Annotated in this window: 24 protein-coding genes and 1 pseudogene; 15 read left to right on the top strand and 10 right to left on the bottom strand. The window is 60.1% G+C overall.

Features of this window, described 5'->3' with window-relative positions; genetic code table 11:
* Positions 1-214: 214 nt before the first annotated feature.
* Positions 215-625 carry a nucleoside diphosphate kinase regulator gene (rnk, locus tag BLW70_RS04130; protein ID WP_074871896.1) on the top strand — a complete coding sequence of 137 codons (411 nt, stop codon included), beginning with the start codon at positions 215-217 and terminating at the stop codon, positions 623-625.
* A 4-nt stretch (positions 626-629) separates the two neighbouring features.
* Here the strand turns inward: rnk and BLW70_RS04125 are convergent, their stop codons facing one another.
* From BLW70_RS04125 to BLW70_RS04115, 3 genes are all read right to left on the bottom strand, one after another.
* Positions 630-3,476 carry a class I adenylate cyclase gene (locus BLW70_RS04125; protein ID WP_074871895.1) on the bottom strand — a complete coding sequence of 949 codons (2,847 nt, stop codon included), beginning with the start codon at positions 3,474-3,476 and terminating at the stop codon, positions 630-632.
* A 205-nt stretch (positions 3,477-3,681) separates the two neighbouring features.
* Positions 3,682-3,927: a TIGR02647 family protein gene (locus BLW70_RS04120; RefSeq protein ID WP_008150272.1), complete on the bottom strand. Its 246-nt coding sequence runs from the start codon at positions 3,925-3,927 to the stop codon at positions 3,682-3,684.
* A gap of 358 nt (positions 3,928-4,285) precedes the next feature.
* Entirely contained in the window at positions 4,286-4,582 is a 297-nt protein-coding gene (locus BLW70_RS04115) for a hypothetical protein (RefSeq protein ID WP_074871893.1), read from the bottom strand.
* A gap of 124 nt (positions 4,583-4,706) precedes the next feature.
* Here BLW70_RS04115 and BLW70_RS04110 point away from each other — a divergent pair, with 124 nt between their 5' ends.
* Positions 4,707-5,366, top strand: coding sequence for a glutathione S-transferase family protein (locus tag BLW70_RS04110; protein ID WP_074871892.1), 660 nt, complete (start codon positions 4,707-4,709; stop codon positions 5,364-5,366).
* A 101-nt stretch (positions 5,367-5,467) separates the two neighbouring features.
* On the opposite strand, the gene argH is transcribed toward BLW70_RS04110, so the two are convergent.
* The gene (gene argH, locus BLW70_RS04105; RefSeq protein ID WP_033060676.1) at positions 5,468-6,862 is read right to left on the bottom strand and encodes an argininosuccinate lyase; all 1,395 of its coding nucleotides are present in this window, start codon (positions 6,860-6,862) and stop codon (positions 5,468-5,470) included.
* A gap of 143 nt (positions 6,863-7,005) precedes the next feature.
* Between argH and BLW70_RS31410 the strand changes: the two are divergent.
* The 8 genes and pseudogenes from BLW70_RS31410 to BLW70_RS04070 form a co-directional block, all read left to right on the top strand.
* Positions 7,006-7,325 (top strand): annotated as a pseudogene (locus BLW70_RS31410) (sensor histidine kinase); the annotation flags it as partial.
* Positions 7,322-8,068 carry a LytR/AlgR family response regulator transcription factor gene (locus BLW70_RS04100; protein WP_046045093.1) on the top strand — a complete coding sequence of 249 codons (747 nt, stop codon included), beginning with the start codon at positions 7,322-7,324 and terminating at the stop codon, positions 8,066-8,068. The pseudogene BLW70_RS31410 and the gene BLW70_RS04100, both read left to right, overlap by 4 nt.
* Positions 8,069-8,206: 138 nt before the next feature.
* Positions 8,207-9,148: a hydroxymethylbilane synthase gene (hemC, locus tag BLW70_RS04095; RefSeq protein ID WP_074871890.1), complete on the top strand. Its 942-nt coding sequence runs from the start codon at positions 8,207-8,209 to the stop codon at positions 9,146-9,148.
* On the top strand, positions 9,145-9,912 hold the full coding sequence (locus tag BLW70_RS04090) for a uroporphyrinogen-III synthase (RefSeq protein WP_074871889.1): 768 nt from the start codon (positions 9,145-9,147) through the stop codon (positions 9,910-9,912). The genes hemC and BLW70_RS04090 overlap by 4 nt, the downstream gene beginning before the upstream one ends.
* A gap of 16 nt (positions 9,913-9,928) precedes the next feature.
* Entirely contained in the window at positions 9,929-11,083 is a 1,155-nt protein-coding gene (locus tag BLW70_RS04085; protein WP_074871887.1) for a uroporphyrinogen-III C-methyltransferase, read from the top strand.
* Entirely contained in the window at positions 11,080-12,318 is a 1,239-nt protein-coding gene (locus BLW70_RS04080) for a heme biosynthesis protein HemY (protein WP_074871886.1), read from the top strand. The genes BLW70_RS04085 and BLW70_RS04080 overlap by 4 nt, the downstream gene beginning before the upstream one ends.
* Positions 12,319-12,547: 229 nt before the next feature.
* On the top strand, positions 12,548-13,099 hold the full coding sequence (locus BLW70_RS04075) for a disulfide bond formation protein B (protein ID WP_074871884.1): 552 nt from the start codon (positions 12,548-12,550) through the stop codon (positions 13,097-13,099).
* A 178-nt stretch (positions 13,100-13,277) separates the two neighbouring features.
* Positions 13,278-13,736: an Rsd/AlgQ family anti-sigma factor gene (locus BLW70_RS04070; RefSeq protein ID WP_033053386.1), complete on the top strand. Its 459-nt coding sequence runs from the start codon at positions 13,278-13,280 to the stop codon at positions 13,734-13,736.
* A gap of 63 nt (positions 13,737-13,799) precedes the next feature.
* On the opposite strand, the gene BLW70_RS04065 is transcribed toward BLW70_RS04070, so the two are convergent.
* Positions 13,800-14,465, bottom strand: a complete 666-nt coding sequence (locus tag BLW70_RS04065) for an FKBP-type peptidyl-prolyl cis-trans isomerase (protein ID WP_074871882.1) — start codon at positions 14,463-14,465, stop codon at positions 13,800-13,802.
* A 192-nt stretch (positions 14,466-14,657) separates the two neighbouring features.
* On the opposite strand from BLW70_RS04065, the gene BLW70_RS04060 reads away from it, so the two are divergent.
* Positions 14,658-15,767 (top strand): AlgP family protein, encoded by a 1,110-nt coding sequence (locus BLW70_RS04060; RefSeq protein ID WP_074871880.1) that lies wholly within the window; start codon positions 14,658-14,660, stop codon positions 15,765-15,767.
* On the opposite strand, the gene BLW70_RS04055 is transcribed toward BLW70_RS04060, so the two are convergent.
* On the bottom strand, positions 15,764-16,228 hold the full coding sequence (locus BLW70_RS04055) for a TIGR02444 family protein (protein WP_074871878.1): 465 nt from the start codon (positions 16,226-16,228) through the stop codon (positions 15,764-15,766). The genes BLW70_RS04060 and BLW70_RS04055 overlap by 4 nt on opposite strands.
* 50 nt (positions 16,229-16,278) lie before the next feature.
* On the opposite strand from BLW70_RS04055, the gene BLW70_RS04050 reads away from it, so the two are divergent.
* From BLW70_RS04050 to BLW70_RS04040, 3 genes are all read left to right on the top strand, one after another.
* Positions 16,279-18,189 (top strand): ATP-binding cassette domain-containing protein, encoded by a 1,911-nt coding sequence (locus BLW70_RS04050; RefSeq protein ID WP_074871876.1) that lies wholly within the window; start codon positions 16,279-16,281, stop codon positions 18,187-18,189.
* Positions 18,189-18,770, top strand: coding sequence for a mechanosensitive ion channel family protein (locus BLW70_RS04045; RefSeq protein ID WP_007899338.1), 582 nt, complete (start codon positions 18,189-18,191; stop codon positions 18,768-18,770). Before BLW70_RS04050 ends, BLW70_RS04045 begins: the two co-directional genes overlap by 1 nt.
* Positions 18,771-19,002: 232 nt before the next feature.
* Positions 19,003-19,635 carry a LysE family transporter gene (locus BLW70_RS04040; protein ID WP_074871874.1) on the top strand — a complete coding sequence of 211 codons (633 nt, stop codon included), beginning with the start codon at positions 19,003-19,005 and terminating at the stop codon, positions 19,633-19,635.
* 54 nt (positions 19,636-19,689) lie between these two features.
* On the opposite strand, the gene BLW70_RS04035 is transcribed toward BLW70_RS04040, so the two are convergent.
* Genes BLW70_RS04035 through BLW70_RS04020 form a run of 4 tightly spaced genes read right to left on the bottom strand, consistent with a single transcriptional unit; the run spans position 19,690 to position 22,845 of the window.
* Complete coding sequence (locus BLW70_RS04035; protein ID WP_074871872.1) at positions 19,690-20,433, bottom strand: penicillin-binding protein activator LpoB; 744 nt, start codon at positions 20,431-20,433, stop codon at positions 19,690-19,692.
* Positions 20,434-20,436: 3 nt separating this feature from the next.
* Positions 20,437-21,024, bottom strand: a complete 588-nt coding sequence (gene lpoB, locus BLW70_RS04030; protein WP_074871871.1) for a penicillin-binding protein activator LpoB — start codon at positions 21,022-21,024, stop codon at positions 20,437-20,439.
* Between the two features lie 39 nt (positions 21,025-21,063).
* Complete coding sequence (locus BLW70_RS04025) at positions 21,064-21,435, bottom strand: YcfL family putative periplasmic lipoprotein (RefSeq protein WP_074871869.1); 372 nt, start codon at positions 21,433-21,435, stop codon at positions 21,064-21,066.
* A gap of 15 nt (positions 21,436-21,450) precedes the next feature.
* Positions 21,451-22,845 (bottom strand): COG3014 family protein, encoded by a 1,395-nt coding sequence (locus BLW70_RS04020; protein ID WP_074871867.1) that lies wholly within the window; start codon positions 22,843-22,845, stop codon positions 21,451-21,453.
* Between the two features lie 317 nt (positions 22,846-23,162).
* Between BLW70_RS04020 and BLW70_RS04015 the strand changes: the two genes are divergently transcribed.
* Complete coding sequence (locus tag BLW70_RS04015) at positions 23,163-25,061, top strand: FTR1 family protein (protein WP_074871865.1); 1,899 nt, start codon at positions 23,163-23,165, stop codon at positions 25,059-25,061.
* The last annotated feature ends 96 nt before the right edge of the window (positions 25,062-25,157 follow it).

Genomic DNA, 25,157 nt, shown 5'->3' with positions numbered 1-25,157 from the left:
CTGATGCACCGTTCGCCTGATCCCACGACTGCTACGCAGCCGAACGCAGGCTTCGCCAGCTGCTACAAAAGTGTGTCGTCGCCCCTCACTTGTATATTTATTGAGCTGTGATAGTGTCGAGAAACGCCTCAACCCATCGAGGCTCGTGAAAACCCCGCCTTTTTCTGGCGGGGTTTTGCTTTTTCTGTGCAGAAGAAAGGAGTCTGCCCAAATCATGACCGCACCTTCAATCACCCTTACCCGTCTGGACGTGCAACGTCTGGAGCGCCTGATCGACAGCCTGGATGACACGCTGCCGGGCGTTATCGCGCTGCAAACCGAACTGGATCGCGCCGATAGCGTGGTCGGTCACGATGAAGTGCCCGCCGATGTCGTGACCATGAATTCCCGTGTGCATTGCCGTGAAGAAGGCAGCGGCAAGGACTATCACCTGACGCTGGTTTATCCGAAGGATGCCAATGCCGACGAAGGCAAGATTTCCATTCTGGCGCCGGTCGGCAGCGCGTTGCTGGGGCTTAAGGTTGGTCAGCACATCGACTGGCCGGCTCCGGGCGGCAAGACGCTGAAACTGACCCTGCTGGAAGTCGAATCGCAGCCGGCCGAGGGCGGCCACTTCCCCGAGTAAATCCTCAGACCTGCTCGAGCGCCTCGTTCAATGCGCGCTCCAGGTCAGCCTTGTAGCGCAAATACAAAATGCTTGAACTCTGACCATCACCGAGCAGGCCTGACAGGTCCAGGTCGGTGATGTAGCAGCGATAGCGTTCGGTTTCACGGCGCTGCTCGACGATTTCCCGGGCGACCACGCTGAACAGTCGTTCGCCATGTTCCAACTCTGAAAATTCCCGCTGATTGCAATACAACGTGACCTGCACCTGCCCCGGTGCGGCTTTGCCGACAATCGCCTGCACGTCGTAGAACGGTTTGTTGACCGGGGTTTGCGGCGCTGGCCGGGATTCGACCCGACGCGCCCTTACGGGGCCGGAGGGCAGCAGTTGGTAATACAGGATGTCCAGACTCTGGGGCTGGGCGACTTCCATCGGCAGTAAGGCGTCGCGTCGGTACTGGATCGATTGCAGGAAACGTTGCAGCGGCACCAGCAGGCTTTGCTCGTCGTGGTAAGGCAAGCGCTGCTGCCACAGGACATTGAGTTCATCCAGCACGTACAGGTCGGCGTGGTATTCGTTGATCCGGTAGAACACCTGAATGCAATCGGGCTGCCCCATTGGCAGGACCAGCGCCAGGTCGTGGTCTTCCAGTACCATCGGGTCCAGGTGCAGCGGGCTGTAGCTTGCCCGCTCTTCGCCCAGGTAATCGATCAGCGCTGGCAGCGTGTCCAGGGCGATATGTTTGACCTGGCCGGGCAGCAGTTCCAGCACGTGGTAGTGCTGCTGGACTTGAATCAGGTAGCGATGATTGAGCTGGCTCAACAGCAGGTTCTGCGCGGTGTCGAGGATCTCTTCGACCCGCCGGGCGATGAATTGCGCGCGGTTGTGGCAGAAGCATCGAACCCGCAACGTGGGTTGTTGTAGCCCGCCGGGCAGGTTGTTGAGGTAATCGCGCACGCAGTCGAGCAGCGCGTGAGGGCCGTCGAAGCGGCTGACCAGCACTTCGTTCCAACTGTTGAGCGTGACCTGATCGAGGGTCAACACCAGGTTTTCCCGGACGCCGGCGTAACTCAGGGAGTCGGTGCGCTCGGTGGTCATCAGGATGTTCAGGTCGCGGTGGTGCTTGAGTGGATCGACGCCGACATTCACCAGAATCAGCACTTCGCTCGGCACACTCGCGCGCAGTAACGGTTCTTCGGCGACGGTTGTCAGCGGCAGCGCGATGCTCTGTTGCAGGCTGCCGAGCAGGTTGAACAGTTCGAACTCGCTCAGGTCGCTGGTGCCGGGATGCAAGGCCAGGCGAGTGCTGCTGTCGATCACGCCGTTGCGGTGACACCAGGTCAGCAGTTCCAGCAGTTGGCGGCTGCGCTTGATCGGTGCGAAATGCTCCCATTCGAGGGCTGTCAGGCTACCGTTGTACAAACCCCACTGAGTTTGCCCCGATTCTTTCTTGTTCGGCGCGTGTACCAGCGTGAGGGTGTCTTCGGCCAGATCCGGGGCGATGCCAGGGTTGATGAACTCGATCTTGTCGGCCTTGCGCTCGAACGCTGCGTACAGCCGTCGACCCAGTACGTTGAGGTCGCGCTTGTTGATCAGGCTGACAGTCTGTTCGTTGCGGGCGAATTGGGTCAGGAAACGGTAGCTGTAATTGAGCTCCTTGACCAAGGCCCTGCGTTCAGAGCCGACCTGACGGACCTTCCACTGGCTGCGACTGTCGAGCAGGGCCAGTTGACGATGATCCCACTGCCATTCGTGGGCCAGGCGTTCGAGCAACGAGCGCTGCCAGCTCTGCGTGCGGCTGTTGCTGCCGGTGAGTTTGCGATTGACCTTCAGGTACAACGCCCGGCGCACCAGCTCCAGGCGTTCCGGTTCGCCACGGGCGGTGAGGTATTCCTCGATGCGCCGGTAAACCACGATGTACGGGTCCAGCTCATCGAGATCGAGCCGATTGGCAAACACCGCTTGCTTGAAGCGCAGGCTCAGGCAATGAACCTTGGGATGTTCGCTGGCGTACACCTCGATCAGCAGCAGTTTGAGTACCGATTTGTAGGGCGACTCGATGCCCTTGAACAACTGCCAGAGCCCGGCGCCGATAAATTCGCCGGGCGGGATATTGGCCAGATGGCCCAGGTCGAGGGTTTCATCGGCACGGATGAAGCGCTTGGACATCAGCGTGTGGGTGTAACGGTCGTAGCTCGCTTCTTCGTAGACGGGCACCAGCCACCAGATGGGCGTGCGTCCGGCCAGCCAGATCGCGGTGCGATAAAACTCGTCCAGCAGCAGATAGTGCTGGGTGGTGCCGCAGTCTTCCGAACTCAGTTGCGTATCACGTTCGCCGCGTACGAAACGGGTCGGGTCGATCAGGAAGAAATGCGCCTCGGCACCCTGACTGGCAGCCCAGGTTTCGAGGAGCTGGCATTTTTTGCGCAGTTCAGCGAGCTCGCTTTCGCTCAAGTCCGGCCCGTGACAGACCCACACGTCCATGTCGCTCTGGTCGGCCTGGGCGAGAGTGCCGAGGCTGCCCATCAGGAACAGGCCGTGAATCGGTCGCGGCGGATTGCTGCCATGGCGGGGTTTATAAGAAAACGAGCGGGTCAGGCGTTGGGCTTCGGCCAGGGTGTTGGCGTCGGGTTCGTAGTTCGACAGCCCGGCCGGCGTGCTGCCCGAAACGTACCCCGGCAACAGCGGATGATTGACGTGGAAAAACAGCGGCAACAAGGTCAGAACGGCTTGCTGGCGGGTCGACAACCCTTCCATGGCGCGGGCCATGCGGCCTTCGTTGAGCTTCAGAAAGCGTGCGCGCAGTTGACTGAGAACCTTGCGGTCGATTCCCTCGTCCAGATCGGGGCGGATTTCATGGGGGCGGGTCATGTCAGCTCAAACCGGCTCGCGGGGCTCAGACGTGATTGTCTGCGGATGAGGGGCAGTTTAGCGCCTCGGCTCCAGGACTTTTAAGCTGATTTTGTTTTTCTGGCGTCAGATTTTTACGCGGGGCGACGGCAGGTAACAGGGCAGGTAACGAAATGTGCCCGCGGAAATCCCGTAACAGGGGTTTCCGTGGGCGCGACGGTAATGCTCAGGCAGTTTCCCGCACGTTGAGAATGGTCAGAACGGTTTGCACATTTTGCGCGGCGTCACGACCCAGACTGGTCAGATAACCACCATCTGGCTGGGTGATCAGTTCTTTGTCGAACAGTCTTTGGGCGGCGGCAATGGCTTTCGGGGCAGCGGTCTGATGAATTTTCAAACCTTCCTGGGAACTGTCCAGGTTGAAGAGTGCGAGGATTTCCAGTTCGGCAACCAACTCAGGGGTAAGCGACATAAGGACTCCAGACTTTCTAGGAATTGGACGACAGCGCCCCTAAGGTGATCCCACTCGGGCGGCATGTCCAGTGCTCGCGACAGGGTTTTTTCGCCTTGGGAAGCATTCCCCGGTGGGTGGTGCGGCAGCGGGGTGGGTTCAGTGTAGTCAGGGTCTGGGGGAGGGCGGGACTGATGGGTGACAATTTGTGTGGAAACGGACTTTTGTGGTTGTGGAGGTTGCCTGTGGCGAGGGGGCTTGTCGGATCGCCGCACCGTCCCGTTGGGTCGCGAAGCGGCCCCAAAAAGCTCACGACTGCTGCGCAGCCGAACGGGGGCAAGCCCCCTCGCCACAGAAGCCAGCGTCCAACAAGTAGCGGTTATTTCTTTTCGGGCGGCAACTCTGGCAATGCACGCAGCGCAGCTTCGTACCACTCGGTGTTGAACGCGCGGTCTTCTTCGAGGATCGCGTCGATTTCCACGGCCAAAACGTGGGCCATCAGATTGAGGATTTCTTCACGTTCGTAACCCACCAGGGTCAGCTTGTTGAAGGTGGCCTTGGCGGCTGGCGGATTGTCGCTTTCGATCTGGTTTTCGATGGCTTCGACCAGGGTGTTTTCGGCGAACTCTTCTTCGTCGATCTCGTCGTTGTTGATGCCGGGGGTTGGCTCGCTCATGGCAGGCTCCTCAAGTTAAGGCGGCCAGTTTACCTGCATTCAGCGCTGTGATGCTGCTGGCAAGAAACGTCGCGGCATTCTATAAAAGGCACCTGCCAACCCCGCACGGCCTGGAGGCGATGTGATGCTCAAGCTTTATGGATTTTCCGTCAGCAACTACTACAACATGGTCAAGCTGGCGCTGCTCGAGAAGGGACTGCCATTTGAAGAGGTCCTGTTTTACCCGGGGACGAGCCCGGAGGCATTAGCCATCAGCCCTCGCGGGAAGGTGCCGGTGCTGGGTGTCGAACAGGGTTTCATCAACGAAACCAGCGTGATTCTCGAATACCTCGAACAAAGCCAGAAAGGTACGCCGCTGTTGCCGAGCGATCCCTTTGAGCGTTCGCAGGTGCTGGCACTGGCCAAGGAAATCGAGCTGTACATCGAATTGCCGGGGCGTGCCTGCTACGCCGAAGCATTTTTCGGCATGACGGTGCCGGATGCAATCAAGGACAAGACCAAGGCCGAGTTGCTGCTGGGGTTTGCCTCACTGGGCAGGCACGGCAAGTTCACCCCTTATGTGGCAGGTGACAGCCTGAGCATTGCGGATTTGTATTTCCTCTACAGCGTGCCGTTGGCCTGTGCGGTGGCGCAGAAGCTGTTTGACCTGGATTTGCTGGCGGAGATGCCGGCGGCCAAGGCGCTGCTGGAGCGTCTGGGGGAAAAGCCGAATGTGCAGCGGATTGCAAAGGACAAGGACGCGGCAATGCCAGCGTTTTTGGCGATGGTCGCCGGCAAGAAGTAGGTTTTACCGCGTCTTCAAGACCGCTTTGCGAGCAGGCTCGCTCCCACAGGGGAACGCATTCCAAATGTGGGAGCGAGCCTGCTCGCGAAGCTTTTAGCGGTTTAGCGGCTGGCGAGTAACGCCTGGCCGCGAGCCACGGCCTTTTTCACCTGTGCCGGCGCAGTTCCGCCGATGTGGTCACGGGCATTCACTGAGCCTTCCAGGGTCAGCACGGCGAACACGTCCTGATCGATCTGGTCGCTGAACTTGCGCAGCTCTTCCAGGCTCATTTCCGCCAGGTCTTTACCGCTTTCCACGCCGTACTTCACGGCATGGCCAACGATTTCGTGGCAGTCACGGAACGGCAGGCCGCGGCGAACCAGGTAGTCGGCCAGATCGGTGGCGGTGGAGAAGCCGCGCAGGGCTGCTTCACGCATCATCGCGTGCTTGGGTTTGATCGCCGGAATCATGTCGGCAAAGGCCCGCAGCGAGTCGCGCAACGTGTCGGCGGCGTCGAACAGCGGCTCTTTATCTTCCTGGTTGTCCTTGTTGTAGGCCAGTGGCTGGCCTTTCATCAGGGTCAGCAGGCCCATCAGTGCGCCGAATACGCGACCGGTCTTGCCACGCACCAGCTCCGGGACGTCCGGGTTTTTCTTTTGCGGCATGATCGAGCTGCCGGTGCAGAAACGGTCCGGCAGATCGATGAACTGGAACTGCGCGCTGGTCCACAGCACCAGCTCTTCGGAGAAACGCGACAAGTGCATCATCGCGATGCTCGCAGCCGAACAGAACTCGATGGCGAAGTCGCGATCGGACACGTTGTCCAGCGAGTTGCCGCCCACGGCGTCGAAACCCAGCAGTTGAGCGGTGTATTCGCGGTCGATCGGGTAGGTGGTGCCCGCCAGTGCGGCGCTGCCCAGCGGCATGCGGTTGGTACGTTTGCGGCAGTCGACCAGGCGTTCGTAGTCGCGGCTGAGCATTTCGAACCAGGCCAGCATGTGGTGTCCGAAAGTTACCGGCTGCGCGGTTTGCAGGTGAGTGAAGCCCGGCATGATGCTGCCGGCTTCACGCTCGGCCTGTTCCAGCAAGCCTTTTTGCAGGCGGGTGATTTCGCTCAGGATCAGGTCGATCTCGTCGCGCAGCCACAGGCGGATGTCGGTAGCGACCTGGTCGTTACGGCTGCGACCGGTGTGCAGCTTTTTACCGGTGACGCCGATGCGGTCGGTCAGGCGCGCTTCGATGTTCATGTGCACGTCTTCGAGGTCGATGCGCCAGTCGAACTGGCCGGCCTCGATTTCACCCTGGATGGTCTTCAGGCCATCAGTGATGCTGTCGCGCTCGGCATCGGTCAGCACGCCGACCTTGGCCAGCATCGTGGCGTGAGCGATCGAGCCCATGATGTCGTGGCGATACAGGCGCTGGTCGAAAGTGACGGAGGCGGTGAAGCGGGCGACGAAGGCGTCGACGGGTTCACTGAAGCGGCCGCCCCAGGACTGATTGGTCTTGTCAGTGCTCATGAATTCGCTCGTGTCGGCTGAAGAAAGATGGCGTAGAAAGCTGTCGCGGATAATAACAGGGTTGCCAATCCTGTCGGTGACACTGGTCGATACGTTTTTTTCTCAGGTGGCGGTCCATACTCGAATCAACGCCGAGGTGATTTGCGCAACGATATTTTTCAATTGAGCAATATCGTGCCGGCAACCGTCTACAGTTGGACAGTAGGATCAGCGCACTTCCAGACGCTGCAGCTGACCATAAGAAGAGGGGGTGTTCATATTGTGTATCAACAAACCCTACGGTGAAGCCTCGCCAATGCGGGCCAGGACCGCCAAACGCACGACAGATGAAAATTTAGCCGTCGGTCGGGCGGCACTTTTTGGCCCTCGCGCTAGTCTTAGCGTGGATCGCGGTGACGGACGTCACTTCACCTGTCTACGCTATCCTTGTGCGAGACTCACGCAGGAATCCAGCGCAATATGAATGTCCTGATCGTTGATGACGAACCCCTTGCCCGCGAGCGCCTGAGCCGAATGGTTGGCGAACTCGAGGGATACAGTGTCCTGGAGCCTAGCGCCACGAACGGCGATGAAGCGTTGGCTCTGATCGACAGCCACAAACCCGATATCGTGCTGCTCGATATCGGCATGCCGGGCCTCGATGGCTTGCAAGTGGCTGCACGATTGTGCGAACGCGAAACCCCGCCCGCCGTGGTGTTTTGCACAGGCCCCGATGAATTTGCCGTGGAAGCCTTACAGGCCAGCGCCGTAGGCTATCTGGTGAAACCTGTGCGTACAGAACAATTACATGAAGCGTTGAAAAAAGCCGAGCGGCCCAATCGCGTCCAGCTCGCGGCCCTGACCCGTCCCGCCGCCGAAAGTGGCAGCGGCCCACGCAGCCACATCAGCGCTCGAACCCGTAAAGGCATCGAGCTGATCCCGTTGGGTCAGGTGGTCTATTTCATTGCGGATCACAAATACGTGACCTTGCGCCACGAAGGCGGCGAAGTGCTGCTGGATGAGCCGCTCAAGGCCCTTGAAGATGAATTTGGCGACCGCTTCGTGCGAATCCACCGCAACGCGCTGGTCGCCCGCGAACGCATCGAACGCCTGCAACGCACGCCGCTGGGGCATTTTCAGCTGTTCCTCAAAGGCTTGAACGGCGACGCCCTGATCGTCAGCCGGCGGCATGTGGCGGGCGTGCGCAAAATGATGCAACAGCTTTAATCCGCCATTTACGGGCGGGTTTCATCCCGATTGCTGGATGCCTGAGGCCAGGGAGGCCACGCGGTTTTCTGATACAAGTCAAAGTGGATTTGGCTGAGCTGTTATTATCCGCCGTATCTATTCAGTACGGATTGATCCATGTCCTCTCGCGAAATCCGCATCGCCACCCGTAAAAGTGCACTCGCCCTGTGGCAGGCCGAATACGTCAAAGCCCGTCTGGAAGAGGCCCATCCGGGTCTGCTCGTGACGTTGGTGCCCATGGTCAGTCGCGGTGACAAGTTGCTCGACTCGCCACTGTCGAAAATCGGCGGCAAGGGCCTGTTCGTCAAAGAACTGGAAACCGCGCTGCTGGAAAACGAAGCCGACATCGCGGTGCACTCCATGAAAGACGTGCCGATGGACTTCCCTGAAGGCCTCGGTCTGTTTTGCATCTGCGAGCGCGAAGACCCGCGCGATGCATTCGTCTCCAACACCTACACCAGCCTGGACGAATTGCCGCCAGGCAGCATCGTCGGCACCTCCAGCCTGCGCCGTCAGGCCCAGTTGCTGACCCGTCGCCCAGACCTGGAGATTCGTTTCCTGCGCGGCAACGTCAACACGCGCCTGGCCAAGCTCGATGCCGGCGAATACGACGCGATTATCCTCGCTGCTGCCGGCCTGCTTCGTCTGGGCTTTGAAGATCGCATCACCTCGGCCATCAGCGTCGACGACAGTCTGCCGGCCGGTGGCCAAGGTGCGGTGGGTATCGAATGCCGCAGCATCGACAGCGAAATTCACGCGCTGTTGGCACCGCTGCACCATCAGGACACCGCCACCCGCGTGACCGCCGAACGTGCTCTCAACAAACATTTGAATGGCGGCTGCCAAGTGCCGATCGCCTGCTATGCCGTGCTTGAAGGCGAACAAATCTGGTTGCGCGGTCTTGTCGGAGATCCGAACGGCGGCCTGCTGCTTAGCGCCGAGGCTCGTGCGCCACGTAGCGATGCCGAAGCCCTGGGTGTGCAAGTGGCTGAAGACCTGCTGAGTCAAGGCGCCAACGACATCCTGAAAGCAGTCTACGGCGAGGCAGGTCACGAGTGACGGGTTGGCGCCTGCTGCTGACGCGTCCCGCGGATGAGTCGGCGGCGCTGAGCGGTTTTTTGGCCGAAAAGGGGATTTTCAGCAGCAGTTTGCCGCTTTTGGAGATCGAGCCGATTCCAGCCTCTGACACAATGCGCGAGATGATTCAGGGGCTGGATCGCTATTGCGCAGTGATAGTCGTCAGCAAGCCGGCTGCCAGAATTGCCGTGGATCTGCTCGACAGGTATCGGCTGCAACCCCCTCGTTTGAAGTGGTTTAGCGTAGGCGCAGCCACCGCGCAGATCCTCGAGGATCGCGGGTTGGACATCAGCTTTCCGGTGGGGGGCGATGACAGCGAAGCCTTGCTTGAACTTCCGCAGTTGCGCGAGGCCATTGCGCGGCCCGATCCGCGTGTGCTGATCATGCGCGGGGAGGGCGGGCGCGAGTTGCTGGCTGAGCGTTTGCGCGAGCTTGGTGCTAGTGTCGAGTATCTGGAGTTGTACCGCCGCGACCTGCCGCAGTACCCGCCGGCAGCGCTGCCTGACCGGATCGAAGCGGAACGCTTGAACGGGCTGGTGGTCAGCAGTGGACAGGGTTTTGAGCACCTGCATCAATTGGCCGGCGATGCCTGGCCGCAGTTGGCGCGGTTGCCGTTGTTTGTTCCAAGCCCCAGGGTCGCCGAGCTGGCACGTTCCGCCGGGGCCCAAACAGTTGTGGATTGTCGTGGCGCCAGTGCCGCGGCATTGCTGACGGCGTTACGGGAGCATCCCGGACCCGTTCTCTAATGCAAAGGATGGATACGTGAGCGAAACAGCCTTGCCTAAAGATGACGTCAAGCCAGTGCTCGATGCACCGGTTGAAGCACCGGTTGAAACCGGGCCACCTGCTGCAGTGCAGCGCCGAGGCAATGGGCTGGCAATCGTCGCGCTGCTGCTGGGCGCTGCCGGTGTTGCCGTGGGCGGTTGGGGTGTCTGGCAGGTGCGTCACCTGCAAGCCAACACTCAACTGCAGTTGAGCCAGGTCCAGGCATTGAACGATCAGGCGCAGGAGCTGAAGCTCAATGAACAACGCCTGACGGCTCGCCTGGAACAAATGCCGGCCGCCGACGAGCTCGACGCGCGCAGTCGTTTGGTCACTCAGCTTCAAGGTGATCAGCAACGCTTGAACCAACGTCTGGAAACGGTTCTGGGCGCCAGCCGCAAGGATTGGCGCCTGGCCGAGGCCGAGCATCTGCTGCGTCTGGCCAGCCTGCGTCTTTCCGCGTTGCAGGACATCAGCAGTGCCCAGGCTTTGGTCCAGGGCGCCGATGAAATTTTGCGCGAACAGAACGACCCGGGTTCGTTTGCCGCTCGCGAGCAAGTAGCCAAGACACTGGTGGCATTGCGTAGCACCCAGCAGCCGGATCGCACCGGTCTGTTCCTGCGATTGGGGGCGTTGCGCGATCAGGTGATCAGCCTTACCGAGCTGGCACCCGAGTACAAGGACCGTGGCGAATCCCTGTTGGGTCTCACTGCTGATGGCGACGGCGCCAGTCGTTGGGCGCAATGGTGGGATCAGGTCTCGCGCTACATCCGCATCGACTTCAACGCCGACAAGAATGTGCGTCCGTTGCTGGCCGGGCAGAGCCTGAGCCAGGTGCGCCTGGCCCTGAGCCTGGCGCTGGAGCAGGCGCAATGGGCCGCGCTCAACGGCCAGGCCGCGGTTTATACCCAGGCGCTGGCCGAAGCGCGGGACGTACTTAAAGGTAACTTCAACCCGGACAACCCTCAGAGCAAAGTGATGCTTGAGCAGGTTGGCGAGTTGAGCAAGCAACCGGTCGCCGTGGTCACGCCAGACCTGACCGGCACGCTGAGTGCAGTTCAGGGTTATCTGGAACGGCGCAACGTCAACGCCGAGGACTCGATCAAGCCGATGGCCAAACCTGCCACGGACACCGTTCAGGAGGCGACGCCATGAAACGCCTCTATGTAATCGTGTTCCTGGTGATCGCCGCTGCCGCCGCGCTGGGGCTGGCGATCGCCGAGCATTCCGGTTACGTGCTGATCGCCTACAAAAGCTTCCGTTACGAATCGAGCCTGTGGGCAACCCTGGCGTTGGTCGCCGTGCTCTGGCTGGTGTTCTGGGGCATCAAGGCGTTGATCGAATTGGTGATGACCTCCAGCGGCGTGGTCAATCCCTGGTCTCGGCGCAATCGCAGCCGCCGTGTGCAGGTGGCGATTGAACACGGTCAGCTGGATCTGGCCGAAGGTCGCTGGGCCAGTGCGCAGCGTCATCTGCACCGGGCTGCGGAAGCCGAGCGCCAGCCGCTGCTTTATTACCTCGGCGCTGCCCGGGCCGCGAACGAACAAGGGCAATACGAGGAAAGCGACAATCTGCTCGAGCGCGCTCTGGAGCGACAGCCCCAGGCAGAGTTGGCCATTGCCCTGAGTCACGCGCAACTCCAGACCGACCGCGGCGATACCGATGGCGCCCTGGTGACCTTGCAAGCCATGCACGAGCGTCATCCTCATAACGTCCAGACCTTGCGCCAGTTGCAGCGCTTGCACCAACAGCGCGGCGACTGGTCGGCCGTGATTCGCCTGCTGCCGGAGCTACGCAAGGACAAGGTCCTGCCAGCGTCCGAGCTGGCCGAACTGGAGCGCCGGGCCTGGGGGGAGAACCTGTCCCTGGCGGCGCATCAAGAAGCAGACGGAACGGTCGGCTTGCAATCGCTCAATCGCGCCTGGCAGCAACTGACCTCAGCTCAGCGTCAGGAGCCGCAACTGGTGCTCGCTTATGCCGAGCAACTTCGGCAACTGGGGGCTCAGGTCGAGGCCGAAGAGATCCTGCGAACAGCGCTCAAGCGCAACTACGACAGTCATCTGGCGCGCCTCTACGGACTCGTTCGCGGCAGCGATCCGGCCCGTCAACTGCACACCGCCGAAGGCTGGCTCAAGGATCATCCGGCCGACCCGAGCCTGCTGCTGACCCTGGGGCGCTTGTGTCTGCAAAGCAGCCTTTGGGGCAAGGCCCGGGATTATCTGGAAAGCAGCCTGCGCGTGCAGCGCAACCCGGAAGCCTGTGCGGAACTGGCGCGGCTGCTGGCGCAGCTGGGTGACACTGAACGCAGCAATCAGTTGTTCCAGGAAGGCCTGGGTTTGCTGGACGAGCGCCTGCTGGCGGCACCGTTGCCGGTTCCTGTTCACGCTTGAAGAGCGGATGACGGGTCGCTCCAAGGAGCGACCCAGCCGCCTGCAAATTGTCGGGATTTTCCCTTTGTAGTCCGTAAACGGCAAAGTCCTACAAAGGACTACATCTGATCCTCTCGTTCCTGTCGGGAATTCCCTACACTTCTGTTGAAGTGTCCCCGCTGGCCCGCCTTGAAAGCCTGCGGCGCTTTCCTCTACCGTAACCGCCTGTCTCTACTGTTACGGAAATGCCATGTCTTTGGCCTGCTCACGCTCCTTGTTTTTCATGGCTTTCATTGCAGGTGCCCTGGCTCTGGGCGTGTCCTATTACCTGGAATATGCGGTCGGCCTCAAGCCTTGCGGGTTGTGCCTGTTGCAGCGCTTTTGCCTCGCGTTGCTCACGGGTGTCTGCCTGGTGGCTTCGGTGCATGGGCCCGGCCGCTTTGGGTCTTTCCTGTATTGGGTACTCGGACTGTTTTGCAGTCTGGCGGGTACGATCACGGCATGGCGCCAGGTTTTGCTGCAGAGCGATCCCACGCATCAGCTGTTGACGTGTCCGCCTGATCTGGCGGTTCCGTACGAGGACATGCCCTGGTTTTGCCAGGTGACACAGATGTTCAAAGGGGTGGCCGAGTGCGCGGAGATATCCTGGACACTGTTCGACCTGAGCATTCCCGAATGGAGTCTGCTGCTCTTCATGGCGATGACGATTTTAGGTATTTATCAGTTGCTGCGTCTTGCCTGGAAAGCGTGTCAGCGACCGCTCAGCGGCGGTTCGTCGCATCGGGCGCTGGCGGGTGATTAAACACTTGTATGAACTTTATCTCCTGCGTACCTTGAAGCCATTGTCGCGCGGGCATAATCTGGCCCGCACGTGTCATTGGAATTATGTTGCTCGAATGACGCTCTGCCTGGCCGATACTTGATTTTCAAGTGTGCGACGGGTGTAGGGCAGCATGACCCACAAGGGAAGAGAGATCACCATGCTCGAAAGTTGTCAGAATGCTCAGGAACGTTGGGGTGGAGTGCATCTGCTGATCGATCGCTGGTTGCAGGAGCGTCACGAACTGGTTCGGGCCTATGATGCTCTCGGCGCCAAGCCTGAGGCGCTGGGTGAGAACCGTAAGCCGTTGCAGGAATTCTGCGGCGTACTGGTCGATTACGTGTCTGCCGGGCACTTCGAGATCTACGAACAGCTGACCGGTGAAGCCAAGGCGTTTGGTGACACTCGCGGGCTTGAGTTGGCCGAAACCATCTACCCTCGCATCGATGTCATCACCGAGAAGCTGCTGGCGTTCAATGACCTGTGTGATGCAGGTCAATGCGTGGCAGAGAAATTCAAAGAGCTGGGTGGCCTGTTGCACGAGCGCTTCGAACTGGAAGACTGCCTGATCGAAGTGTTGCACACCGCTCACAAGGAAGAAGACCCGGTTCAGGCCTGAACCTCCTTCCTGCAAGACCTGCAAAAACGGTGCGCCATGCGCGCCGTTTTTCGTTTCCGGTATTCAGCCTGTGGCACCGCGCAGTTCAACTTCGAATACCAGCGGTGTGAACGGCGCAATCAGGTCGCCGGCACCCTCGGCGCCATAGGCTTCGGCCGATGGAATCACCAAGCGCCATTTCGCACCGACCGGCATTTGCTGTAACGCGCTGCGCCATCCGCTGATCACGCTGTCGAGACTGAACCACTGCGGCTGACTGTTCTGATCGAACACCGTGCCGTCGGGAAGTCGGCCGATATACAGCACCTGGACTTTGCCGTTGGGGCCGGCTTTGGCACCCGTGCCTGGCGCCAACTCGGTGAGTAATATCCCATCGGCCAACTCACGAACGCCCGGTCTGGTTTTTTCCTCGGCGAGAAAAGCCTGCTCTTTTTCGAGGGCGATTTCGCTTTGCGGCATGCTCGGTTGCAAGGCGACCTGGGCTTCGTGCTCGGCAAGAATCTGTTCGATCTGCTCATCTTTCAGTGCCAGGGGTTTGCCTTGATAGGCTTGTTGCAAGCCTTGGATCAGCGCCTGCAGTTGCAGATCAGGAACCTCCTGGCGCAGGCGTTCGCCGAGACTTGCACCCAAGCTGTAAGAGAGATCATGAGTGTCATTTTCCTGGGTTTTTTCGGCGGCCTGGGCCACTGAAAAAAACACGCACAGAGATAAAAAAAGGTAGCGCGACATGGGCACTCTCCGACCTGAGATGCGGGGGATTATGCCAGTGTGAATGCGCCCGACGGTGAACTGGTTTTGCGCAAGCGCAGAAGAATTTCAATCCGTTGCAACGCAGCGCTTTGGATACTGTCAACATGCCCTAGCGGCGGTAGCAGCAGAGGTCTAGTATGAGCCGCACCCACGTCAGCCAGGAGGTAAACCATGTCGGCCACCAAGAAGCCTGTAAATACCCCGTTGCACTTACTCCAACAACTCTCGAGCAGCTTGCTCGAGCATCTGGAAAACGCTTGTTCCCAAGCCTTGGCTGATGCTGAAAAACTGCTCGCCAAACTGGAAAAGCAACGCGGAAAAGCGCAAGAAAAACTGCACAAATCCCGTACCAAATTGCAGGACGCTGCGGCGGCCGGCAAGGCCAAGGCACAAGCCAAGGCCAAAGGCGCGGTGAAGGAGCTTGAGGACTTGCTCGATGCCCTCAAGGATCGTCAATCCGAAACTCGCAGCTACATTCTGCAACTCAAGCGCGATGCTCAAGAAAGCCTGAAACTGGCCCAGGGCGTCGGTCGTGTGCAAGAGGCTGTCGGCAAGGCGTTGTCCCTGCGTTCGGCCAAGCCTGCTTCGGCTCCTGCCAAGAAAGCCGCTGCCAAACCGGCTGCTGCAAAAGCACCGGCCAAGCCTGCTGCCAAACCGGCCGCCAAAGCACCGGTGAAAGCCGCAGCAAAACCAGCAGCAAAACCTGCGGCGAAAAAACCAGTCGCTGCCAGCGCTGCGAAACCGGCGGCTAAAACAGCCGCTGCCAAACCTGCCGCCAAGCCAGCCGCTGCCAAAACAGCTGCCGCTAAACCGGCTGCAAGAACCGCTGCTGCTAAATCCGCGGTGGCGAAAACTGCAGCGACGAAAACAGCTGCCAAACCGGCTGCAAAAACTGCCGCTGCGAAACCTGCTGCCAAGCCTGCCGCGAAATCAGTCGCGACTAAAACTGCGGCCAAGCCAGCTGCAAAACCAGCTGCAAAAGCTGCAGCCAAACCGGCTGCCAAAACTGCTGCTGCAAAACCTGCTGCAGCCAAGCCAGCCACTGCTGCAAAACCTGCCGCAGCGAAACCAGCAGCCAAACCTGCCGCTGCCAAACCGGCTGCAAAACCAGCGGTGAAAAAACCGGTTGCCGCCAAGCCGGCCGCCGCGCCAGTTGCCAAGCCAGCCAATCCGGTTCCGGCGGCAACGTCTGCTTTAGCAGCGGCCACTTCGACAACGCCGCCAGCACCAACGCCGGCCGCCGCATCGATCGCAGCAACCACCCCAACCAGCGCTTCCTAAGTGCCGGTTACCGCGACGCGCAGCTGATGCAGCGCGTCGCGGTCCAGGTGGGCGGCACCCGCCGCCACACCTTCCAGCCAGGCCGATAGATCGGTCGCCTCATCCTGCGGCCAACTCAACGCCAATCGTTCCAGTCGCACCAACAGATGTCGCTCGGCTTGCAGCTCGAGTGCCTTCACTTGTTCGCGTAACGCATTCAGTTCGCTATCGTCAGTGGCAACGACTTTCCAATTCACCCGCAAGGCTCGCAGCGGTTGCACCACGTCTGCGTCCCACGGCTCGGCCACGCTACGCAATTGCTGCAATCGGTGCTCGTTACAGGTGACGCCACGTTCTCCCAGCCACAGCCCGCACAGCAGCAAGCACACATTGATACCCGCCGACTGCAATTGCAGGCACGCGGGTTCAACGCCGGGACGGGCGTAAGTACTAAGGGAAAAGCTCCACAGGTCAGAGGACATAGTGCTACTCGCGCCAGTTGCGAGCGAAGCTGGTAGACTCCGCCGCCATTATGATTCGACTTCAGAACCTGACTTTACAGCGTGGCCCGCAACGTCTGCTAGAAGACGCCGAGCTGACCCTGCACGCCGGCCACAAAGCCGGCCTCATCGGTGCCAACGGCGCCGGCAAATCGAGCCTGTTCGCCCTGCTTCTGGGTGACCTGCACCCGGACTCGGGTGATTGCTTCTTGCCGGCGGACTGGCGCATCGCCCACATGCGCCAGGAGATCGACACTCTCGATCGGGTGGCGGTCGACTATGTGCTCGATGGCGACCTGCGCCTGCGCGAGGTGCAACGTGACCTCGCGGCAGCCGAAGCGGCCCATGACGGTACCGCTCAGGCCCGCCTGCACTCGGAACTCGACAGCGCCGACGGTTACACCGCCGATGCCCGGGCCCGCAAGTTGCTGGCCGGCCTTGGGTTCACCAATGAACAGATGGATCGCCAGGTAGGAGATTTCTCTGGCGGTTGGCGGATGCGTCTGAACCTGGCGCAGGCTTTGATGTGCCCCTCGGACCTTCTGCTGCTCGACGAACCGACCAACCACTTGGACCTCGACGCCATCATCTGGCTCGAAGAATGGCTCAAAAGCTATCCCGGCACCTTGATGTTGATTTCCCACGACCGGGATTTCCTCGATGCCGTGGTCGATCACGTGGCCCACGTCGATCAGCGCAAGATCACCTTGTATCGCGGTGGTTACAGCGCCTTCGAACGCGCTCGCGCCGAACGTCTGGCCCAGCAACAGCAGGCCTACGAGAAGCAGCAGGCGCAACGGGCGCACATGGAAAGCTACATCGCCCGTTTCAAGGCCCAGGCCACCAAGGCCCGTCAGGCCCAGAGCCGGATCAAGGCGCTGGAGCGGATGGAAGAGCTGTCCGCCGCCCACGTCGATTCGCCATTCGATTTTGTTTTCCGCGAATCGGTGAAAATCTCCAGCCCGTTGATTGACCTCTCCGACGCCCGACTGGGTTACGGCGAGCGCGCCGTGCTGGAGAAGGTCAAATTGCAATTGATCCCCGGTGCGCGGATCGGTTTGCTTGGCCCGAACGGTGCCGGTAAGTCGACTCTGATCAAAAACCTTGCCGGTGAACTCGAGCCGTTGTCCGGCCGACTGACCCGTGGCGAGAACACCGTTGTTGGCTACTTCGCCCAGCATCAGCTGGACTCCCTCGACTCCAAGGCCAGCCCGTTGCTGCACATGCAGCGCCTGGCGCCGACCGAGCGCGAGCAGACGCTGCGCGACTTCCTCGGTGGTTTCGATTTCCGCGGTGCGCGGATCGATGAGCCGGTGCTGAACTTCTCCGGTGGCGAAAAGGCCCGTCTGGCGCTAGCGTTGATCGCCTGGGGCCGGCCGAACCTGTTGCTGCTCGACGAACCGACCAACCACCTGGACCTGGAAATGCGCCTGGCGCTGACCATGGCCCTGCAGGAATTCAGTGGCGCGGTACTGGTGGTCTCCCACGATCGCCATTTGCTCAAAAGCACCACTGACAATTTCTATCTGGTGGCGGACGGCAAGGTCGAGGAGTTCGACGGCGACCTGGAAGACTACACCCGTTGGCTGGTGGACTACCGTCAGCGCAACGCCCCGGTCAGTAACACGCCGGTCAATCCGGACAAGACCGACAAGAAGGCCCAGCGCCAGGCGGCGGCCGCGTTGCGTCAGCAACTGGCACCGCACAAGCGCGAGGCTGACAAGCTCGAAGCCGAGCTGGGCAAGCTGCACGAGAAACTGGCGAAGATCGATGCCAGCCTCGGCGATAGCGACATTTACGAGCCGGCGCGCAAAAACGATTTGCGTGATCTGCTGGCCGAACAGGCCAAGCTGAAGGTCCGTGAAGCCGAACTGGAAGAAGCCTGGATGGAAGCGCTGGAGTTGCTTGAAAGCATGCAGGCGGAGCTGGAGGCTCTGTCCTGATGGAAGCCTTCAAGTTGCCGCTGCCGGCTGGGTGGGGCGAGCCGCTCTGGCTGGTCGTGCAAATTCTGCTGATCCTGCTGGCCGGTTATATTGCCCAGCGGGTTGTCGCTAAATGCCTGACACGCCTGGGCGAACGCTATCCGTTTCCGCCGCAATTTTTCATGCCGCTACGCGGTGGTTTGCGCTGGCTGATCATGGGCAGCGCGCTGATCTTCGTGCTGGAACGCCTCGGCGTTTCGGCGACGGTGCTCTGGACCGCGTTGTCCGGTTTCGTTGCGGTGGCCGCCGTAGCGTTTTTCGCCATGTGGAGCGTGCTCTCCAATTTGCTGTGCGCGATCCTGATCTTCACCGTCGGCCCGTTTCGTATCGGCGATGTGGTCGAGTTGGTGGATACCACCGACAAGCCTGGCGTCAAAGGCCGGGTGGTGGCGATCAATCTGCTCTATACCACGCTGATCGAAGCCGAAGAACTCGGTACTGGCAGCGCCATGGTGCAAGTGCCCAACAGCCTGTTCTTCCAGCGCTCGGTTCGACGCTGGCGCGGTACGGATGTGTTTCCGTCCAATGGGTTCGAAAAATAGTCGTTACCTCTTGCATAGAGGTTGTCTGATAAATCGCCATCGCGAGCAGGCTCGCTCCCACATGGGATTTGTGAGCGCCGAAAAACCAATGTGGGAGCGAGCCTGCTCGCGATGAGGCCTTACAGCCATAAACGCTGGTCGGCAGTCCACCCTGTCCTGCAAAAATCGGTAGTCATCAGCCCAAAGCCGCATTAGCTTAGACGTCTGTCACGAGTCTGAATCGAGGTGTGCGATGGTGCTTCAAACATGGCTGGCATTTTTTGCCGCCTGCTGGGTGATCAGTCTGTCTCCCGGTGCCGGCGCCATTGCGTCGATGTCCAGCGGTCTGCGATACGGATTCTGGCGCGGTTACTGGAACGCCCTGGGCCTGCAACTGGGTCTGGCGTTGCAGATTGCGATTGTCGCCGCCGGTGTCGGTGCGATCCTCGCGGCTTCGGCCACTGCTTTCTACGCGATCAAATGGTTTGGCGTGGCTTATCTGGTTTACCTGGCGGTCAAGCAATGGTGCGCGCTGCCCAATGACATGAGCGACGATGCGGCAGTCCGGCAAATCGGCAAGCCGATGGCGCTGGTGTTCCGCGGTTTCCTGGTGAACGTCAGCAATCCCAAGGCGTTGGTGTTCATGCTCGCGGTGCTGCCGCAATTCATCGATCCACATGCACCGCTGGTGGCGCAGTACCTGATCCTCGGTATCACCATGATCTGCGTCGACCTGATCGTCATGGCCGGTTACACCGGGCTGGCAGCGAAGGTGCTGCGGATGTTGCGCACGCCCAAGCAGCAGAGACGCATGAATCGCACATTTGCCGGGCTGTTCATTGGCGCGGCGGCGTTCATGGCGACGCTTCGCAAAGCGGCGGCATAAAACCGTCAGGCACAAAAAAGGCGACCTTTGGGGTCGCCTTTTCAGTTTCAGGGTTCAGCGCAGAATGACCGGCGCTATGTCCGCTGGCAGGTTGTTACGCCGCGGCGTTTGTCCCGGCTGCTCGTAACCACCGCCGCCGAGCTGTTGGCTCAGTTGCCCTGCCACGTCCTCTCCCAAGGACTTGGACACGTCACGCACCACCCGCGGACGGTTCAGCGAGACACGGATGTCCCGATGGTTCATCAGTTTGGTGTCCTGACCTTCGCCCATCGCCGTGAAGGCCGAGGTGATTTCGAAGGTCTTGGTGTTGATCAGGCTGAAATCCGCCACCAGGGTCAACGCCAGCACCGCCGAATAGCTGTCGGTGTTGGCGAGCTCGTTGATGTCCTTGTTGAAGTCGATGTCCGACACGGTGCCGAACAACACGTAGTCCGCGCCTTTGAAGTTGCCGGCCTTGATTCGCTTGATCACGTCATAGACGTCACCCTTGGACGCCGAAGTGTAAGGCGTGCCCTGGATCAGCTGGAACATGCCGGTACGAAGAATCTCGCCCTTGATGTCGCCGGTGAATTTGCGCAATTCACCCTGTTCGATGTAGCTGCTGGTGGCTTCGATTTCGTTGTAGCTCGAAGAGCCGCTGGCGCCGTAGTAACTCTGGCTGTGGTTGCTCTGTGCCGAAACGATGTGGATGTACTGCTCCACTCGCTCCTGATACGCGAGGTCCGTCACCGCGACTTTCGGGGCCGCTTGCACGCTGAATGCGCAAGTCAGGGCCATCATGCCAATCCATGCGCGCATTGATTAACGCTCCGTGGTCTTGCGGATCTCTTTCTCGTCCATCCACTCGGCCAGACCGCTTTCAACGTCAATCAATTGCAGGCTGAATTTGTAGAAGACGTCCTTGTAATCGGCGCTGCGCTTGACGATCGAGCTGATCGAACCTTCGATACGGTATTTGGCGGCGATCATGTTGCCGGTCTTGGCTACCGTGCTCTTCTTGTACAGGCCGCTCTGGTTTTGCAGCTTGAGCTGGTCAACCTGGCTCTGCATTGCGTTGTTATCGCTGGCGAAGCGCGCGACACCGGTTTTCATCAGCTGGGTCTTGATGCTGGTGGTGATTTCACGGGTGTCGATGTACTCGCTGGTCTTGTTCTTCACGTCGTAGACCTGAACCACCGGACGACCCTGCATGATGCCGGACTGGGCCAGGGAACGGGTCATGGACTCGGCGATCATCTGCAGGTCCGTGGAACCGAACTCGTTGGTCACGGTTTCCACAGCCTTGGTGTCGCCGTAGCTGATGCTTTTACTGCCCAGGGTCGGCGAAGTGTTGGCGCAGCCGCTGGCCAGGAGGGCGAAGACGGCGATGAACGAAAAACGTGCAAACATGGGAATGCTCTCTGGAACTGAACGAATAGGGTGTCGGGCTTAAGGCGTTTTGATTTCGAGACGGAAATCCACGGCCTTGGCGGTTGGCGCGATCGCTTGGATGAAGCTGGTCTGCTCGCCGTACATCATCTGGCTTTTCCAGGTTTCTTCTTCGGCGACGGGGAAGCCTTCAGGGCCGAGCCAGGCAAAACGGTAGTAGAAGGTCTTGTTGTTGAAGCTGGTGTTGCTCATCTGCGCATTGACCGTCATGAAGCCGTTTTCCCGGGCGACGCGCATGGCACCGACCACGATGTTCTTGAGCTTGCCCATGGCCACGACCTTGCTGGCGGCGCTGCCAGGTTCCGGCGGTGGCGGGGTGGCGCACCCGGCCAGCAAGGCCAGGGCGACAACAGCGATGAATTTGAAACGCATGCAAAGACTCCGTTCTTAAGGTTTGAGGCTGGCCACGGCGGTCGGGTTGGCTTTCGGGATCACCTGCGCGGCCAGGCCGCTGGCGAACACCTGATTGCCCACGGCGCGCAGGCTGATGACCTGGTAGCGCTGATCGACGGTGACCTTGACCACCGAACCGCCCACGGCGTTCGGCAGGGTGACTTGGTGCTCACCTTTCTTCAGGCGCAGACGCACCACTTGCGTGTAGTCCGGCAGGGTGCGCCACGTACGGGTATCGGCACCTTCGAGCACGGCTGAAGAAATACCCACCGCCAGGCCCGCCAGCGGGTTGGTTTCGTTGATCTGCTTCTGCGCCACGCCTTTGGTCACGGCACGCACGGTGGTGCGCAGGATGATGCCCGGCATGTCGTCACGCAGGGCGCGGCGGGACATGGCAGTGGTGCTGTTGAGTTGCGTCAGGTTCAGTTGCTGTCCGTCCACACCAATCTGGCTGAGCGTGGCGGTGGAGGTGTCCGCCTTGATGATCGGGAACGACAGGGGCGTGATCACCAATTGGTTGCTGATCGGCAAGGGCAACGGGATGCGGATCGAATCGCGCGACGGCGCCAGGCCGCTTTGCACGACGATCAGGATGTCACTGTCATCGTTCTTGCCGCCTGGCTTGTCGAGATTGACCAGCGCCTGTTCGAGCAGCGGGGTGTTCGGACGCAGTTCGGCGGCTTTGCGGTAGCCCGGCGCAGCCAGGTCTTTTTCACCCAGGGCTTCGTAGACGAAGCCGGCCAGGTAATGGCTGAACGCACTCTGGTAGCTGTTTTTCAAGCTGACCACTTCCGGTGCGTCGAGGCTGGCGACCGGGTAACCCTGCAAGTCCTTGTACTGGGTCTTGACGCCTTCTTTCTCGGCTTCCTCTTCGCTCTTGAGGTATTCCTTGTCGCGCAGATCGGCGATTACGGCTTCGCGTTCGTGGGTCTTTTTGATCGACATGCGCGCGCCGTCGAAGTCGTTGACTGCCAGCAGGTTGAGGGCCATCTGCGTGGTCAGCATGACTTTTTCGTAGTCGTAGCCTTCGTAGCGACGGACCTTGTCGTTCACCACGAAACTGCCGAACTGGGCCAGGTATTTGCCGGTATCAAGCTTGACCGAATCTTCCCACTTGCCCACCACCTGATCGGCGCTGGACCAGGCGTTCTGGCTCCCGGACAAGTCGCCCTTGGCGCGCAGCAGTTCACCTTTCTCGAAGTAATAAAGCAGGTCTTTGTCTTTGCTGGTGTTGTTCTTTTCCAACAGGGTCAAGGCGGCATCGACGTTGCCGGAGGCCAGTTGCTGGTTGGTTTGTGCAAGTTCCGAATCGTAGTTACGAAAGGCCGAGCAGCCGCCAAGCAAGGTGACAGCGCTGAGCGCGATCGAGGTAAGGGCGCGGGATGCCATGGGGTGCTTCTTCCCTGAATGTAAGCAGCCGCAAATGCTGGTCGGGCTGATGGGACCTATTGGCGGGAAGGTTGGCATCCTGCCAATTCCTCATAAAAAGAGGAGCTTAAATGCCGTTTAGCAATAACGACGGCGCGGCATTATAAGCAAGGATGCTGGCTATGTAATGGCTTTTTAATTTCATATTTCCGAAATGTGCCATTAGTTATTTCAGGCCGCACGCCCTATGGCTGTCTCAGGAAACTCCAACAAAGCTTGAGTGAAACTCATTGAGAGTGAACAATGTGTTACTTCGTATTTCCATTTGAGAGTTATTCATGATTGCCTCCTCTCGTTTTCTGGCGTGGCTCGTGCTGCCAATGATCGCGTTCTGCAGCTTCAATGCGCTGGCCGAAACCGCGGAAGGTGCGCCCAAGGCCCTGCATCTGCTCGATTACATCGGCGCCGATTACCCGGCGACGGTGGAGGCGGGCAACGTCATCGATGAGTCTGAATACCGCGAACAGCAGGAATTTTTGAAAGTACTGCAAGGTTTGATCGCCGATTTGCCGGCCAGACCCGAACGCGCAGAGCTGGAGCAGGGCGTCGACAGCCTTGGCGCTGCCATTGCTGCTCGCAAGGATGGCGCGGATGTTGCCCGTCAGGCACGTCAGCTGGGGGCCAGACTGGCGGTGACCTATGAAGTCAGCCAGGCTCCGGTCATCACCCCGGACCCGACTCGCGGCGCGCCGCTGTATGCCCAGCAATGTTCGGTGTGTCATGGCGATACGGGCGCCGGTGACGGCCCGGCGGGTGTCGGCATGACGCCGCCGCCAGCCAATCTGCGCGATGCTGCGCGACTGGACCGACTGAGCCTCTACGCGATCTACAACACCTTGGGAATGGGGGTTGAAGGCACCGACATGCCAGCCTTCGCCGATCAACTGGATGATCGTCAACGTTGGGATCTGGCGACCTACATCGCGAGCTTCAGTGCCGACCCGACCGCGGCAAAGTCCGAGAAAACCTACAACATCGCCGACCTCGCCCGTCAGACGCCAGCCGAAGTGCAGGCTGCTGAAGGTCCTCAGGCGGCTGCCACCTTCCGTGCCCAGCGAGCGCAACCGCCGCTGGTCAAGCGTGGTCCGGGGCAGTTGCTTGATTACACGGCGGCCACCCTGGACAAGAGCATCGCCGCCTACCGCGCTGGCGATCACGATCAGGCTTATGACTTATCGGTAGCGGCGTACCTGGAAGGCTTTGAGTTGGTCGAAAGCTCGCTGGACAACGTCGACGCCAACGTGCGTAAAGACACCGAAAAATCCCTGATGGCGTACCGTCAGTCGTTGCAGGACGGTTTGCCGGTGGCTCAGGTCCAGCAGCGTCTGGACGCAGCCAAGGCCAAATTGAAGGAAGCTGCCGGCCTGTTGGGCAGCGATGGCTTGAGCTGGTCCCTGAGCTACATCTCCGGTTTGTTGATTCTGTTGCGCGAAGGCCTGGAAGCGATTCTGGTGCTGGCGGCGATCCTCGCGTTCCTGCGCAATACCGGCCAGCAATCGGCGGTGCGCAGCGTCAACGTCGGTTGGGGCTTGGCGCTGCTGGCAGGTCTGGCGACCTGGGCGCTGGCGGCGTACGTGATCGATGTCAGCGGCTCGCAACGCGAACTGCTGGAAGGTGCCACGGCGTTGTTCGCCGCTGTCATGGTGCTTTGGCTTGGCGTGTGGATGCACGACCGTCGTCACGCGGCGGCCTGGCAGGATTACATCAAGAGCAGCCTGGTGGGCGGCGGTGGGCGTTTCGGGTTTGCGACGCTGGCGTTCTTCTCGGTGTATCGCGAACTGTTTGAAGTGATTCTGTTCTACGAGACCCTTTGGTTGCAGGCAGGTCCGGCGGGCCATAACGCGGTCCTGGCGGGTGGTGCGACGGCGTTGGTTTTGTTGGTGGGGCTGGCCTGGGTGATCCTGCGCGGTTCGGCGAAACTGCCGCTGTCGTTGTTCTTCAGCATCAACGCCGGTCTGTTGTGCGCGTTGTCGGTGGTGTTTGCCGGGCATGGCGTGAAGGCATTGCAGGAAGCCGGGATTTTCGGCACCCGGCCGGTGCCGTTCTTTGACTTCGACTGGCTGGGGATCCACGCTGACGCGTATTCGCTGAGTGCGCAGGCGGTGGCGATTATCGCGATCATCGTGCTGTATAGCCGTAGCCGGATGGCTGAGAAGCGGCGGGTGCAGGTTTCTTAACAACAGCATTCGCTTCGCTCACAATCGCGAGCAGGCTCGCTCCCACAGGAATTGCGTATAACCTGTGGGAGCGAGCCTGCTCGCGATTTTTTTTGG

The organism is Pseudomonas frederiksbergensis, from assembly GCF_900105495.1.
GTDB classification, from domain to species: Bacteria; Pseudomonadota; Gammaproteobacteria; order Pseudomonadales; family Pseudomonadaceae; genus Aquipseudomonas; species Aquipseudomonas frederiksbergensis.
This window is presented reverse-complemented; position numbering and strand designations above follow the sequence as displayed.